The sequence below is a fragment of the Cupriavidus sp. CPT47-8839-RL05A genome, assembly GCF_058792255.1.
The window spans coordinates 90,900-104,220 of record NZ_JBYTEG010000013.1; the positions used below are offsets into that span (position 1 = coordinate 90,900).

At 66.0% G+C, this 13,321-nt stretch carries 12 protein-coding genes; 10 read left to right on the forward strand and 2 right to left on the reverse strand.

Features of this window, described 5'->3' with window-relative positions:
* Positions 1–15: 15 nt before the first annotated feature.
* The 6 genes from ispH (at position 16) to AC3WVS_RS17435 (ending at position 6,597) form a co-directional block, all read left to right on the forward strand.
* Positions 16–981: a 4-hydroxy-3-methylbut-2-enyl diphosphate reductase gene (gene ispH / locus AC3WVS_RS17410; RefSeq protein WP_492319665.1), complete on the forward strand. Its 966-nt coding sequence runs from the start codon at positions 16–18 to the stop codon at positions 979–981.
* 567 nt (positions 982–1,548) lie between these two features.
* Positions 1,549–2,751 carry a branched-chain amino acid ABC transporter substrate-binding protein gene (locus tag AC3WVS_RS17415; RefSeq protein ID WP_492319666.1) on the forward strand — a complete coding sequence of 401 codons (1,203 nt, stop codon included), beginning with the start codon at positions 1,549–1,551 and terminating at the stop codon, positions 2,749–2,751.
* Between the two features lie 215 nt (positions 2,752–2,966).
* Entirely contained in the window at positions 2,967–3,902 is a 936-nt protein-coding gene (locus AC3WVS_RS17420) for a branched-chain amino acid ABC transporter permease (protein WP_439668224.1), read from the forward strand.
* Between the two features lie 13 nt (positions 3,903–3,915).
* On the forward strand, positions 3,916–5,073 hold the full coding sequence (locus tag AC3WVS_RS17425) for an ABC transporter permease subunit (protein WP_010814974.1): 1,158 nt from the start codon (positions 3,916–3,918) through the stop codon (positions 5,071–5,073).
* A 13-nt stretch (positions 5,074–5,086) separates the two neighbouring features.
* Positions 5,087–5,863, forward strand: a complete 777-nt coding sequence (locus AC3WVS_RS17430) for an ABC transporter ATP-binding protein (RefSeq protein ID WP_492319667.1) — start codon at positions 5,087–5,089, stop codon at positions 5,861–5,863.
* Between the two features lie 17 nt (positions 5,864–5,880).
* Complete coding sequence (locus AC3WVS_RS17435; RefSeq protein ID WP_492319668.1) at positions 5,881–6,597, forward strand: ABC transporter ATP-binding protein; 717 nt, start codon at positions 5,881–5,883, stop codon at positions 6,595–6,597.
* A 226-nt stretch (positions 6,598–6,823) separates the two neighbouring features.
* Here AC3WVS_RS17435 and AC3WVS_RS17440 read toward each other — a convergent pair whose 3' ends face one another.
* The gene (locus tag AC3WVS_RS17440) at positions 6,824–8,011 is read right to left on the reverse strand and encodes an acetylornithine transaminase (protein WP_492319669.1); all 1,188 of its coding nucleotides are present in this window, start codon (positions 8,009–8,011) and stop codon (positions 6,824–6,826) included.
* Positions 8,012–8,290: 279 nt separating this feature from the next.
* The gene (locus AC3WVS_RS17445; RefSeq protein ID WP_492319670.1) at positions 8,291–9,349 is read right to left on the reverse strand and encodes a CDP-6-deoxy-delta-3,4-glucoseen reductase; all 1,059 of its coding nucleotides are present in this window, start codon (positions 9,347–9,349) and stop codon (positions 8,291–8,293) included.
* A 9-nt stretch (positions 9,350–9,358) separates the two neighbouring features.
* Between AC3WVS_RS17445 and AC3WVS_RS17450 the strand changes: the two genes are divergently transcribed.
* The 4 genes from AC3WVS_RS17450 (at position 9,359) to AC3WVS_RS17465 (ending at position 13,318) form a co-directional block, all read left to right on the forward strand.
* The gene (locus tag AC3WVS_RS17450; RefSeq protein ID WP_492319671.1) at positions 9,359–10,366 is read left to right on the forward strand and encodes an NAD-dependent epimerase/dehydratase family protein; all 1,008 of its coding nucleotides are present in this window, start codon (positions 9,359–9,361) and stop codon (positions 10,364–10,366) included.
* Positions 10,367–10,676: 310 nt separating this feature from the next.
* Positions 10,677–11,645, forward strand: a complete 969-nt coding sequence (locus AC3WVS_RS17455) for an ABC transporter substrate-binding protein (protein WP_492319672.1) — start codon at positions 10,677–10,679, stop codon at positions 11,643–11,645.
* 27 nt (positions 11,646–11,672) lie between these two features.
* Positions 11,673–12,542 (forward strand): ABC transporter permease, encoded by an 870-nt coding sequence (locus tag AC3WVS_RS17460; protein WP_010814967.1) that lies wholly within the window; start codon positions 11,673–11,675, stop codon positions 12,540–12,542.
* Positions 12,539–13,318, forward strand: a complete 780-nt coding sequence (locus AC3WVS_RS17465; protein ID WP_010814966.1) for an ABC transporter ATP-binding protein — start codon at positions 12,539–12,541, stop codon at positions 13,316–13,318. The genes AC3WVS_RS17460 and AC3WVS_RS17465 overlap by 4 nt, the downstream gene beginning before the upstream one ends.
* The last annotated feature ends 3 nt before the right edge of the window (positions 13,319–13,321 follow it).

Sequence of the window (13,321 nt, forward strand, 5' to 3'; positions counted from 1 at the left end):
TCCTGATACCGCAGCATGCCTGACCTGACCCCCGCACCCGACGCAGAAATCCTGATGGCGCAGCCGCGCGGCTTCTGCGCCGGCGTGGATCGTGCCATCGAGATCGTCGAGCGTGCGCTCGAGCGCTTCGGCGCGCCCATCTACGTGCGCCACGAGATCGTTCACAACGCCTATGTGGTGGCCGACCTGCGCCGCAAGGGCGCGGTGTTCGTGCGCGAGCTCGACGAGGTGCCCGCGGGCGCCACCGTCATCTTCAGCGCCCATGGCGTGTCGCGCGAAGTGCGTGCCGACGCCGCCGCGCGCGGGCTGCACGTGTTCGATGCCACCTGCCCGCTGGTGACCAAGGTGCATGTCGAGGTGAGCAAGATGCGCGCCGAGGGCTGCGAGATCGTGATGATCGGGCATCGCGGCCATCCGGAAGTGGAGGGCACCATGGGCCAGGCCAGCAGCGGCATGCTGCTGGTGGAGTCGGTGGCCGACGTCGCCACGCTGCAGGTTGCCGACCCGTCGCGGCTGGCCTACGTGACCCAGACCACGCTGTCGGTGGATGAGACCCGCGAGATCGTGGCCGCGCTCAAGGCGCGCTTCGCGCAAATCCGCGAGCCCAAGAAGCAGGACATCTGCTATGCCACGCAGAACCGCCAGGACGCGGTGAAGTTCATGGCGCCGCAGGTGGAGGTGGTGATCGTGGTGGGCAGCCCCAACAGCTCCAATTCCAACCGCCTGCGCGAGCTGGCCGAGCGCCTGGGCGTGCCGGCCTATATGGTGGACGCCCCCGAGCAGGTGCGCCCCGAATGGATCGCCGGCAAGCGCCGCATCGGCCTGACCGCCGGGGCTTCGGCGCCCGAGGCGCTGGCCCAGTCCATCGTCGAGCGCCTGCGTGAGCTTGGCGCGCGCCAGGTGCGCCCGCTTGACGGCATCGAAGAGAACATGGCCTTCCCGCTGCCGCGCGGGCTGCTGCCGGCCAGCGCCGCCGCCTGATCCGGTGCGGGCCGTGCCCGCCTGCCAGCCCCGCCTTGAACAAGGGCGCCGCTTGATGCGGCGCCCTTTGTCTTTGGTACGCCCGATTTGCAGCCGGCCGGCGCGAATAATGCACGGCGATGGTGCAGGTAATACATGGCTGTCCTGCGGATCAGACAAATCAGGGTAATCCCCCGGTTTGGGGTTTTCCCTATTATGGTGCGGCGCTACATTCTGCACATTAGAGAACGGTGCAGCTGAATTTAAATGAAACACCTAATTAATAAAGGCGCATTATAGGTGGTGCCGGCGATGCTTATCCGCCCCATCGGGCGGCGCAGGCACGATTCTTGTAAGTAGGTGAGGCGGCCGCGTCATGTGAGCGGGAATTGCCGCAATCTGTGCATTGGGGAAATTCCCTAGCTCATTTGACCGGTAAATGGTTAAGGATGTTGCGTCGCGTATTGCATCGACTAAGAAAGGGGATACAATGCGCGCGTTTCAAATTGAAACTAAACAAAGGCGGTCCAGGGAAACGTCCGGGAGGCGTTGAAAATCCCTGTCTTCGTGAATCCTAGGAGATCACTCATGCAAATCACGTTTGCCAAGATTCTGCCGATTGCGGCCGCAGTGGCGCTGGTAGCAGCTTGCGGCAAGAAGGAAGAGAAGCCGGCTGATGCGGCGCCTTCAGCGCCGGCGGCAGCCGCTCCTGCAGCGGGCGGCGGTGAAGTCGTCGTCAAGATCGGCCACGCGGCCCCGCTGACCGGCGGCATCGCGCACCTTGGCAAGGACAACGAAAACGGCGCCCGCCTGGCCGTGGAAGAAGTCAACAAGACCGGCCTGGAGATCGGTGGCAAGAAGATCAAGCTGGAACTGATCGGCGAAGACGATGCCGCTGACCCCAAGACCGGCACCTCCGTGGCGCAGAAACTGGTCGACGCCAAGGTCGTGGCAGTGGTCGGCCACCTGAACTCGGGCGTGTCGATCCCGGCCTCGAAGATCTACAGCGACGCCGGCATCGTGCAGATCTCGCCGTCGTCGACCAACCCGGACTACACCAAGCAGGGCTTCAAGACCACCTACCGCGTGGTCGCCACCGATGCCCAGCAAGGCCCGGCACTGGCCAACTACGCCGCCAAGACCCTGCATGCCAAGAGCGTGGCCATCGTCGACGATGCCACCGCCTACGGCAAGGGCCTGGCCGACGAGTTCGAGAAGACCGCGAAGGCGGCCGGCGTGAACGTGGTGGCGCGTGAAGCCACCAACGACAAGGCCACCGACTTCAAGGCCATTCTGACCAAGATCAAGGGCAAGAAGCCTGACGTCATCATGTACGGCGGCATGGACGCCACCGGCGGCCCGTTCGCCAAGCAGGCCAAGGAACTTGGCATCGGCGCCAAGATCGTCGGCGGCGACGGCGTCTGTACCGACAAGGTGGCTGAACTGGCCGGCGATGCCGTGTCGAACATCATCTGCTCGGAAGCAGGCCTGGCCCTGTCGAAGATGGAGACCGGCGCCGAGTTCAACAAGCGCTACCAGGCTCGCTTCAACGCCCCGGTGCAGATCTACGCACCGTTCACGTATGACGCCGTGATGGTCGTGGTCGACTCCATGAAGCGCGCCAACTCGACCGAGCCGGCTGCCATCCTGGCCGAAATGCCCAAGACCAATTACAAGGGCGTGATCGGCAATATCGCCTTCGACGAGAAGGGCGACATGAAGGAAGGCACCATCACGCTGTACGAGTACAAGGACAAGAAGAAGTCCGTCCTCGACGTCGTGAAGATGTAATCTGGGCTTACCGGCCCATCCGAACGGCACCGTGAGTATTTTGCGGTGCCGTTCTTTTTAGCCTCGCCTAATGTAGAAGCATCCTTACCATGGATGGAGCAGGGCAGGTCGCTTACCAGCAAACCAACCACCGCAACGTTACCCATTACACACCATGGTCCCCCCCCCGGCATCCACACCATGCCGCAAGGTCCGGGACTGAAGCAGGAGTTTTCATGGATATCTTTATCCAGCAGATCGTGAACGGTCTGGTGCTCGGCAGCATCTATGCGCTGATCGCACTGGGCTACACCATGGTCTACGGTATTCTCGGCATCATCAACTTCGCCCACGGCGATGTGCTGATGATCGGCGCGCTGACCGCCCTGTCAGCCATCCTCGGATTGCAGAAGTTCGCCCCCGGCCTGCCTGAATGGCTGACGCTGGTGATCGCCACGCTGGTCGCGATGCCGGTCTGCGCGATCCTGTCCTATTCGATCGAGCGGATCGCCTACCGGCCCTTGCGCAATGCGCCACGGCTGGCCCCGCTGATCACCGCCATCGGCGTCTCCATCATCCTGCAGACGATGGGCATGCTGATCTGGTCGCGCAACCCGCTGACCTTCCCGCAGCTGCTGCCGTCTGAGCCGATCGACATCGGCACGACCGGCGCCACCATCACCGGCAAGGAAATGGTCATCATCGGCATGGCCGTGATGGTGATGTCCGGCCTGCTGGCCCTGGTCAACCGCACCAAGCTCGGCCGCGCCATGCGCGCCACCGCCGAGAACCAGAAGGTGGCCGGCCTGATGGGCGTGAACCCCAATTTCGTCATTTCCGCCACCTTCATGATCGGCGCCACGCTGGCCGCGCTGGCCGGCGTGATGATGGCCACCAACTACGGCAATGCCCACTTCTACATGGGCTTCATCCCCGGCCTGAAGGCGTTTACCGCCGCAGTGCTGGGCGGCATCGGCAACCTGGCTGGCGCCATGGTCGGCGGCATGCTGCTGGGCCTGATCGAAGCGCTCGGCGCCGGCTATATCGGCGACCTGACCAACGGCGTCTTCGGTTCGAACTACCAGGACGTCTTTGCCTTTATCGTGCTGATCACCGTGCTCGTCTTCCGTCCGTCCGGCATCATGGGCGAACGCGTGGCGGATCGCGCCTGAGGAGAGCGAATCCATGAATACTCCGATTCCATCCACGGCAGCCGTCGCGGCGCCCACCAAGGTGCCGGCCAAGACCCTGGCCGCACTGATTGGCTTCCTGGTGATCGCCCTGTGCGCACCGTTCTTCGTCCAGACCCTGGGCGGCAACTACTGGGTCCGCGTGCTGGACTTCGCGCTGCTGTACATCATGCTGGCGCTGGGCCTGAACATCGTGGTGGGCTTTGCCGGCCTGCTTGACCTGGGCTATATCGCGTTCTACGCGGTCGGCGCCTACCTGATGGCGCTGCTGGGCTCGCCCCACCTGGCGAACCAGTTCGAGTGGATCCAGCAACTGTTCCCCACCGGCATCCACCTGTCGATGTGGTTCGTGTTGCCGATCGCGATCCTGGTAGCCGCCACTTTCGGCGTGCTGCTCGGGGCGCCAACGCTGAAGCTGCGCGGCGACTACCTCGCCATCGTGACGCTGGGCTTCGGCGAGATCGTCCGCATCTTCATGAACAACCTTGACCGCCCGGTCAACATCACCAACGGGCCCAAGGGCATCACCGCGGTGGACCCGGTCCATATCTTCGGCTTCGACTTCTCGAAGTCGCACGAGATCTTCGGACTCAAGTTCACGCCGGTGTTCATGTACTACTACCTGCTGGTGTTCCTGGTCATCGTGATCGTGTTCGTGAGCCTGCGGCTGCAGACCTCGCGTATCGGCCGCGCTTTCGTGGCCATCCGCGAAGACGAGATCGCCGCCAAGGCAATGGGCATCAACACCCGCAACATCAAGCTGCTGGCCTTCGCCATGGGCGCTTCGTTCGGCGGCGCCTCGGGCGCGGTGTTCGGCGCATTCCAGGGCTTCGTGTCGCCGGAATCGTTCACGCTGTGGGAATCGATCTACGTGCTGGCCATCGTGGTGCTCGGCGGCATGGGCCATATCCCGGGCGTGATCCTGGGCGGCGTCCTGCTGGTGGGCTTCCAGGAGTTGCTGCGCGTGGTGGCGGAGCCGATGCAGACCGGCTTGTTCGGCCATGTCATCGTCGATGCCGAAGTGCTGCGCCAGCTGCTGTTCGGCCTGGCCCTGGTCGGCGTCATGCTGTATCGCCCGGCAGGCATCTGGCCGTCGCCGCGCAAGGAAGACCGCCCGGTGGTGCGCCGTGCGGGCAGCGTGGGCCGTTTCTGACCAGGAGGACAACATGAGCAACAACGATTTCCTCCTGTCGGTACAGGGGGTCAACAAGCGTTTCGGCGGCCTGCAGGCACTGTCCGAGGTGGGCCTGCAGATCAAGCCGGGCGAGATCTACGGGCTGATCGGCCCCAACGGCGCCGGCAAGACCACCTTCTTCAACGTGATCACCGGCCTGTACACGCCGGATTCAGGCGAGTTCGTGCTGGGCGGCAAGCCCTACCAGCCGACCGCCGTGCATGAGGTGGCCAAGGCCGGCATCGCGCGCACGTTCCAGAACATCCGCCTGTTCGGCGAGATGACCGCGCTCGAGAACGTGATGGTGGGGCGCCACGTGCGCTCCAAGGCCGGCGTGTTCGGGGCGATCTTCCGCCCGCCCGCGGTGCGCCGCGAGGAAGAGGGCATCGAGGACATGGCGCACGACCTGCTCGACTATGTCGGCATCGGCAAGTACGCCAACTTCACCGCGCGCAACCTCTCCTACGGCCACCAGCGCCGGCTCGAGATCGCGCGGGCGCTGGCGACCGAGCCCAAGCTGCTGGCGCTGGACGAACCGGCCGCGGGCATGAATGCGACCGAGAAGGTGGAGCTGCGCGGACTGCTCGACAAGATCCGCAACGATGGCAAGACCATCCTGCTGATCGAGCACGACGTGAAGCTGGTGATGGGCCTGTGCAACCGCATGACGGTGCTGGACTACGGCAAGGTGATTGCCCAGGGCCTGCCGCACGAAGTGCAGAACAACCCCGCGGTGATCGAGGCCTACCTCGGCGCATCGGCACACTGATGGCCGGAGGACAAGCAATGACACAGACAGTACTGAAGATCTCCGGCCTCAAGGTCGCGTACGGCGGCATCCAGGCCGTCAAGGGCATCGACCTGGAAATCCGGGACGGCGAGCTGGTGACGCTGATCGGCGCCAACGGCGCCGGCAAGACCACCACCATGAAGGCCATCACCGGCCTGCAGGGCTGGGCCAGCGGCGACGTGGAATACATGGGCAAGTCGATCAAGGGCGTGCCCAGCTACGCGCTGCTTAAGCAGGGCCTGGCGATGGTGCCGGAAGGCCGCGGCGTGTTCGCGCGCATGACCATCACCGAGAACCTGCAGATGGGCGCCTACACGCGCAACGACGACGCCGGCATCAAGGCCGACGTCGAGCGCATGTTCGGCATCTTCCCGCGCCTGAAGGAACGCGCCAACCAGCTGGCGGGCACCATGTCCGGTGGCGAGCAGCAGATGCTGGCAATGGCGCGCGCGCTGATGAGCCAGCCCAAGGTGCTGCTGCTGGACGAGCCATCGATGGGCCTGTCGCCGATCATGGTCGAGAAGATCTTCGAGGTCGTGCGCGACATCTCGGGCCAGGGCGTGACCGTGCTGCTGGTGGAGCAGAACGCGCGTCTGGCGCTGCAGGCTGCCCACCGCGGCTATGTGATGGAGTCGGGCCTGATCACCATGAGCGGGGACGCCAAGCAGATGCTCGACGATCCCAAGGTGCGGGCCGCCTACCTGGGCGAGTAAGGCGCGCGCTGCCGCCTCCCACCCCGCCGCAAGAGGGGTGAGGGAGAGGGCAGGCGCACGCAGGCGCAAGGCCTTTCCCCTTGCTGCGGGGCCCCGCGCAACGCCTGCTCAGGCTGGCGTGCGCGGGTTCTGCGGCGCTGGCTCTCTCCCTCACTCCTTTGCGGCACCACAAAGAAAAAAGCCTCGCGCGAGCGAGGCTTTTTTTCCGTCTGGCGAATGAGCAGGCTCAGGCCAGCTTCTTCAGCAGCGTGCGCAGCATGCCGATCATCTGGTCGATCTCTTCGCGCGTCACGTTCAGCGCCGGCATGAAGCGCAGCAAATTGGCGCGCGGCGCGTTCAGCAGCAGGCCTTGCGGTGCCATGTCGCGGGCTTCTTCCACCAGTTGCGGGCCGATGTCCTTGCCCAGCATCAGCGCGCGCAGCAGACCGTTGCCGCGTTCGCCGGCCAGGCCGAACTCGGCGGACAGCGACAGCAGCTGTTCCCTCAGGTATTCGCCCTTGGCCTTGACGTCGTCGAGGAAGCCCGGCGCGGTCAGCTGCTCGATCACGGCGCTGCCCACCGCGGTCATCAGCGGGTTGCCGTTGTAGGTGCCACCCTGGTCGCCGGCCTCGAAGCTGGCGACCTCGGCCTTGCACAGCAGCGCCGACAGCGGCACGCCGCCGCCGATGCCCTTGCCCAGCGTCATGATGTCCGGCTCCACGCCCGCCAGCTCGTAGGCGAACAGGGTGCCGCAGCGGCCGCAGCCGGTCTGCACTTCATCGACGATCAGCAGCAGCCTGTGCTTGTCGGCCAGCGCGCGCAGGCCCTGCATGAACTCGCGCGTGGCGGGGATCACGCCGCCTTCGCCCTGCACCGGTTCCAGCATGATGCCGACGGTCTTGTCGGTGATCAGCTTCTCCACCGAGGCCAGGTCGTTGAGATCGGCGCGCGGGAAGCCCGGCACCTGCGGCGCGAAGATGGTGTCCCAGCCGGCCTTGCCCGACGCGCTCATGGTGGCGAGCGTGCGGCCATGGAAGCTGTGGTCCATGGTGATGATCTCGAAGGCGCCGTCCTTGTGCTTGCGGCCCCATTTGCGCGCCAGCTTGATCGCGCCTTCGTTGGCCTCGGCGCCGCTGTTGGCGAAGAAGACCTTGTCGAAGCAGCTGTGGTCGGTCAGCTGCCGGGCCAGCTTGAGCATCGGCTCGTTGTAGAAGGCCGGGCTCGGGTTGATCAGCCGGTGCGACTGGGCCACCAGCGCGTCGATCATGCCCTGGTTGGAATGGCCCAGGCAGTTCACTGCCCAGCCCTGCACGAAGTCCAGGTATCGCTTGCCGTTGTGATCCGTCAGCCAGGAGCCCTTGCCCTCGGTGAACACGAGCTCGGGCCGGTTGGTGATGTACATCAGGGATTGGACGGGATACTCAGCAAATGCCATGGCGGACTCCAGGGGTCGGCTTTAAACGATGGACGGACGGGCGTAACAACCGGGACAAAAACAAAAAGCCACGGGGGTTGCCCGTGGCTCGTTGACATGAACAGACGCAGTCGACGGTCAGCCGCGCGGCACCCCAGCGGGGAGCGACGTACGGAAGCTGCGGCGTCGGTTGAAGGTCATGTGCATGCGGGCAAATATAAGGCGCATGCGCCCGGGTGTCAAAACGAATTTTGGCTGGCCCGGGCATTGTTGCGCTGAGGGAACGGCTCTCGGGCGGCCTCAGGCCGCGGGAGTGGCCGGGTGCATGTCGGCCTCGGAGGTGAACGAGTCGGCGAAGAACGCGTCCTCGTGCAGCTTGCACTGGCGGGTGAAGTCGCCGCGCGCGGCATTGATCATCACCGGGGCGCCGCAGGCATAGACCTCGTGGCCCGACAGGTCGGGATGGTCGGCGATCACGGCCTGGTGGACAAAGCCGGTGCGGCCCTGCCAGTTGTCTTCAGGCAGCGCGTCGGAGATCACCGGCACGTAGCGGAAGTTGGGCAGCTCGCGCGCCCACTGCTCGCACAGCGCGTGCATGTACAGGTCCTTGGGCCGGCGGCCGCCCCAGTACAGGGTCATCGGGCGCTGGATGCCGGTGTAGGCGGCGTGCTCGACGATGGCCTTGATCGGCGCGAAGCCGGTGCCGGAAGCCAGCAGGATGATCGGGGCCTCGGACTCCTCGCGCAGGAAGAAGCTGCCCAGCGGGCCCTCGAAGCGCAGGATGTCGCGCTCCTTCATGGCCGGCTGGCCTTCCCTGGCGCCGAAGACATAGTCGGTGAAGGCGCCGCCGGGCATATGGCGGATATGCAGTTCGATCGGGCCGTCTGCATGCGGCGGCGTGGCGATCGAATAGCTGCGGCGCTTGCCGTCGCGCAGCAGGAATTCCACGTACTGGCCGGCCAGGTACTGCATGCGCTCGGTCGCCGGCAGCTGCAGCTTGATGGCGATCACGTCGTCGGCCAGGCGCTCGATCGCGGTCACGCGGCACGGCACCTTCTTGATCGGGATGTCGCCCGCGCCGTGGACTTCGCGGCACTCGATGGTGACGTCCGAGGCGGCGTTGGCGCAGCAGAACAGGGCGCGGCCCTCGGTCTTCTCCTGCGCGGTCAGTGCCGCCGGGGCGTGGTCGCCCTGCACGATGGTGCCTTCGAGCACGCGGCCCTTGCACGAGCCGCAGGCGCCGTTCTTGCAGCCGTAGGGCAGCCCGATGCTGTGGCGCAGGGCCGCGCCGAGGATGGTTTCGTCCGCTGCCACTTCAAACTTGTGGCCGCTGGGCATGACGGTTACTTGATAAGCCATAATCGGTCTATGAGCCAAATTCTGTCGAAGCTGCAGCCCTCGCGCCTCCCACAAGTCCCGCGGCTGCCGGCGCCTTCGCGCCGGCTGGGCCGCCCGCGCCTGTTGATCGTCGGCTGCGGGGATGTGGGGACGCGCTGCCTGCGAATCCTGTCGTCGCGCATGCGTGTCTTTGCCGTGACTTCACAGCCGGCGCGCCGCGCTGAACTGCGCGCCGCCGGCGCGGTGCCGCTGGTGGCGGACCTGGACCGGCCGGCCACGCTGGCACGGCTGCACGGGCTGGCCACGCAGGTGCTGGACCTGGCGCCGCCGCCCGGGCAGGGCGAAGGCGATCCGCGCACGCGTGCCTTGCTCGCCGCCTTGCGCCGGGCGGCCTGGCGCAAGGCCAGGACGTCGGCCGGCATGCTTCCCGGCGAGCCCGCCATTCTACCCGACCGGGGCAGGCCCCGCGCTGCGTTTGTCTACGCCAGCACGTCGGGCGTGTACGGCGACCGGCAGGGCGCCCGGGTCTCGGAGTTCCACGCCGTGCGGCCCCAGACCGCCCGCGCGCGCCGCCGCGTGGCCGCCGAGCAGGCAGTGCGCGGCTTCGGCCGCGATGCCGGCTGGCGTGCCAGCATCGTGCGCATCCCCGGCATTTATGCCAAAGACCGCCTGCCGCTGGCGCGCCTGCACCGCGGCACGCCCGCGCTGGTGCCGCAGGACGATGTCTACACCAGCCATATCCATGCCGACGACCTGGCGCGCACCATGGTCGCGGCGCTGTTCCGCGGCCGCGCGCAGCGCGTGGTCCATGCCAGCGACGACACCGAGCTGCGCATGGCCGACTACTTCGACCTGGTCGCCGACCGCCGCGGCCTGCCGCGCCCGCCGCGCATCACGCGCGGGCAGGCGCATGAAGTGATCGACAAGACGCTGCTGAGCTTCATGAGCGAATCGCGCCGCCTCGACAACCGCCGCCTGAAACGCGAGCTGCGCCTGCGCCTGCGTTACCCCACCGTCACCTCCTTCTTCGACACCTGACCGCCTTGCCGGCGCGCCCCAGTGCGCCTGGCACGGGGTTTGCTGCGCCTTTGCGCCGTTTTATTCCTGTCTATACAGCAGCACTTCCATCGCCCCGGCCTGGTGCCGGCACCGCAATCCGTGAACCGGGGTGGTGCGAGGCCTGTTGAGGAGTCCCGCTCTGGAAAGCGCCTTTCAAGGTCTTTATCCGCCTGGTTGCTTGGTGGAAGCCCTACGTTGACTTGTATATACAGGTACTGTTTAATGTCCGAAAACGAGCGCGGCCGCACGCATGGCCTGCCGTCGACGGACACACCAAAGGAGCGTACAGATGAGGAATCACAGCAGGATTCGCGGTCGGATGGCAGTGCAGGCCGCGGTGCTGGTTGCGGCATTGGGGGCTGGTGCGGCCCAGGCGCAGAACACCCAGGTCACGCTGGGCATGAGCGGCTGGACCGGTTTCGCGCCGCTGACGCTGGCCGACAAGGCCGGCATCTTCAAGAAGCACGGCGTGGACGTCGACATCAAGATGATCCCGCAGAAGGACCGCCACCTGGCGCTGGCCTCGGGCGCGATCCAGTGCGCGGCCACCACGGTGGAAACGCATGTGGCCTGGAACGCCAACGGCGTGCCCATCACCCAGATCGTGCAGCTCGACAAGTCCTACGGCGCCGACGGCCTGGCCGTGCGCAGCGACGTCAAGACCTTTGCCGACCTGAAGGGCAAGACCATCGGCGTCGATGCGCCGGGCACCGCGCCGTATTTCGGCCTGGCCTGGATGCTGAAGAAGAACGGCATGACGCTCAAGGACGTCAAGACCACCACGCTGTCGCCGCAGGCGGCCGCGCAGGCCTTCGTGGCCGGCCAGAACGACGGCGCCATGACCTATGAGCCGTACCTGTCGACGGTGCGCCAGAACCCGGACAAGGGCAAGATCCTGGCGACCACGCTCGACTACCCGATGGTGACCGACACGCTGGGCTGCGCGCCGAAGTGGCTTAAAGAGAATCCCAAGGCCGCGCAGGCGCTGGTCGACAGCTACTTCGAGGCCCTGGAGATGATCCAGAAGGAGCCGGCCAAGGCCAACGACATCATGGGCGCTGCGGTCAAGCAGACCGGCGAGCAGTTCGCCAAGTCCTCCGCCTACCTGCGCTGGCAGGACCGCGAGGCCAACCGCAAGTTCTTTGCCGGCGAGCTCGCCAGCTTCAGCAAGGAAGCAGCGGCGGTGCTGCTGGAAATCGGCGTGATCCGCCAGGTGCCGGACGTGACGGCGCTGTATGACGCGCGTTTCCTCAAGTAACCGACAGTCTTCAGGAGGCGTGACGTCATGACGCAAGCCAGACTTGGAACACCCGCCCCGGCCGCTGCCGCGGCGGTCCCTGCCGCAGCGGCGGCGCCGGTGCGCCGGCGCCACCCGTGGCTGGCCCCGCTGGTGCCGGTGGCGCCCAACACGCGCTGGATGCTGGGCCTGTCCTTCTTCGTGCTGTTCTTCGGCATCTGGGCCGTGGTAACGCTGGGCGGCTTCGTGCCGCGCACGTTCCTGGCCGACCCGATGACGATGGCCAAAGAGGGCTTCATCCTGTTCACCGAGCACAACTTCATCGGCGACATCGGCATGACCGTGTGGCGCGTGGTCGGCGGCTTCGTGCTGGCCGCGGTGCTGGCGGTGCCGCTGGGCATCTTCATGGGCGCGTACAAGGCGGCCGAGGCGTTCTTCGAGCCCTTCGTGTCGTTCTGCCGCTACCTGCCCGCGTCGGCCTTTATCCCGCTGCTGATCCTGTGGGCCGGCATCGGCGAGACCCAGAAGCTGCTGGTGATCTTCATCGGCTCGTTCTTCCAGATCGTGCTGATGGTGGCGGTCGCCGTCGGCGGCGCGCGCAAGGACCTGGTGGAGGCGGCCTACACGCTGGGCGCCAACAGCGCCGGCATCGTGCGGCGCGTGCTGATCCCCGGCGCCGCGCCCGAGATCGCCGAGATCCTGCGGCTGGTGCTGGGCTGGGCCTGGACCTACGTGATCGTGGCCGAGCTGATCGGCTCGTCGTCGGGCATCGGGCACATGATCACCGACAGCCAGGCGCTGCTCAATACCGGGCAGATCATCTTCGGCATCATCGTGATCGGCTGCATCGGCCTGGTCTCGGACCTTGTCTTCAAGCGCGCCAACCAGCGCCTGTTCCCGTGGAGTTCGATCCAATGAGCGCACTGTCCATCCAGCAGGTCTCGCGCACCTTCTCCAACCCGCGCGGCGGCCAGACCCTGGCGCTGCAGCCGGTCGACTTCGAGGTCCGCGACAATGACTTCGTCACCATCCTCGGGCCTTCGGGCTGCGGCAAGTCCACGCTGCTGCGCATCGTCGCGGGGCTGGATACACCCTCCAGCGGCCGCGTGCTGCTCGACGGCCAGCCGGTGTCCGCCCCCGGCGCGGACCGCGGCATGGTATTCCAGTCGTACACACTGTTCCCGTGGCTGACGATCGAGCAGAACGTGCGCTTCGGCTTGCGCGAGCGCGGCATGAGCGCGGCCGAGCAGAAGGAGCGCAGCGACTTCTTTATCCAGCGCGTGGGACTGCGCGGCTTCGAGCACCATTTCCCCAAGCAGCTGTCGGGCGGCATGCAGCAGCGCACCGCGATTGCGCGCGCGCTGGCCAACGATCCCAAGATCCTGCTGCTCGACGAACCGTTCGGCGCGCTCGACAACCAGACCCGGGTGCTGATGCAGGAGTTGCTGCTGGGAATATGGGAGGCGTCGCGCAAGACGGTATTATTCGTGACCCATGATATCGACGAGGCCATTTTCATGGCCAACCGGGTGGCGGTGTTTTCTGCCAGGCCGGGTCGGATCAAAAGCGAGATCGCGGTGGATTTCCCGCATCCGCGCCATTACACCGTCAAGACCACTCCGGAGTTCTCCGCGCTCAAGGCGCGGCTGACCGAGGAGATCCGCGCCGAGGCCATGGCCTCGGCCGAGCACTAGGCA

Bases quoted from the DNA above. Each gene is read 5' to 3' on its own strand.
- ispH (WP_492319665.1), top strand. From the start codon at position 16: ATGCCTGACCTGACCCCCGCACCCGACGCAGAAATCCTGATGGCGCAG.
- AC3WVS_RS17415 (WP_492319666.1), top strand. From the start codon at position 1,549: ATGCAAATCACGTTTGCCAAGATTCTGCCGATTGCGGCCGCAGTGGCG.
- AC3WVS_RS17420 (WP_439668224.1), top strand. From the start codon at position 2,967: ATGGATATCTTTATCCAGCAGATCGTGAACGGTCTGGTGCTCGGCAGC.
- AC3WVS_RS17425 (WP_010814974.1), top strand. From the start codon at position 3,916: ATGAATACTCCGATTCCATCCACGGCAGCCGTCGCGGCGCCCACCAAG.
- AC3WVS_RS17430 (WP_492319667.1), top strand. From the start codon at position 5,087: ATGAGCAACAACGATTTCCTCCTGTCGGTACAGGGGGTCAACAAGCGT.
- AC3WVS_RS17435 (WP_492319668.1), top strand. From the start codon at position 5,881: ATGACACAGACAGTACTGAAGATCTCCGGCCTCAAGGTCGCGTACGGC.
- AC3WVS_RS17440 (WP_492319669.1), bottom strand. From the start codon at position 8,011: ATGGCATTTGCTGAGTATCCCGTCCAATCCCTGATGTACATCACCAAC.
- AC3WVS_RS17445 (WP_492319670.1), bottom strand. From the start codon at position 9,349: ATGGCTTATCAAGTAACCGTCATGCCCAGCGGCCACAAGTTTGAAGTG.
- AC3WVS_RS17450 (WP_492319671.1), top strand. From the start codon at position 9,359: ATGAGCCAAATTCTGTCGAAGCTGCAGCCCTCGCGCCTCCCACAAGTC.
- AC3WVS_RS17455 (WP_492319672.1), top strand. From the start codon at position 10,677: ATGAGGAATCACAGCAGGATTCGCGGTCGGATGGCAGTGCAGGCCGCG.
- AC3WVS_RS17460 (WP_010814967.1), top strand. From the start codon at position 11,673: ATGACGCAAGCCAGACTTGGAACACCCGCCCCGGCCGCTGCCGCGGCG.
- AC3WVS_RS17465 (WP_010814966.1), top strand. From the start codon at position 12,539: ATGAGCGCACTGTCCATCCAGCAGGTCTCGCGCACCTTCTCCAACCCG.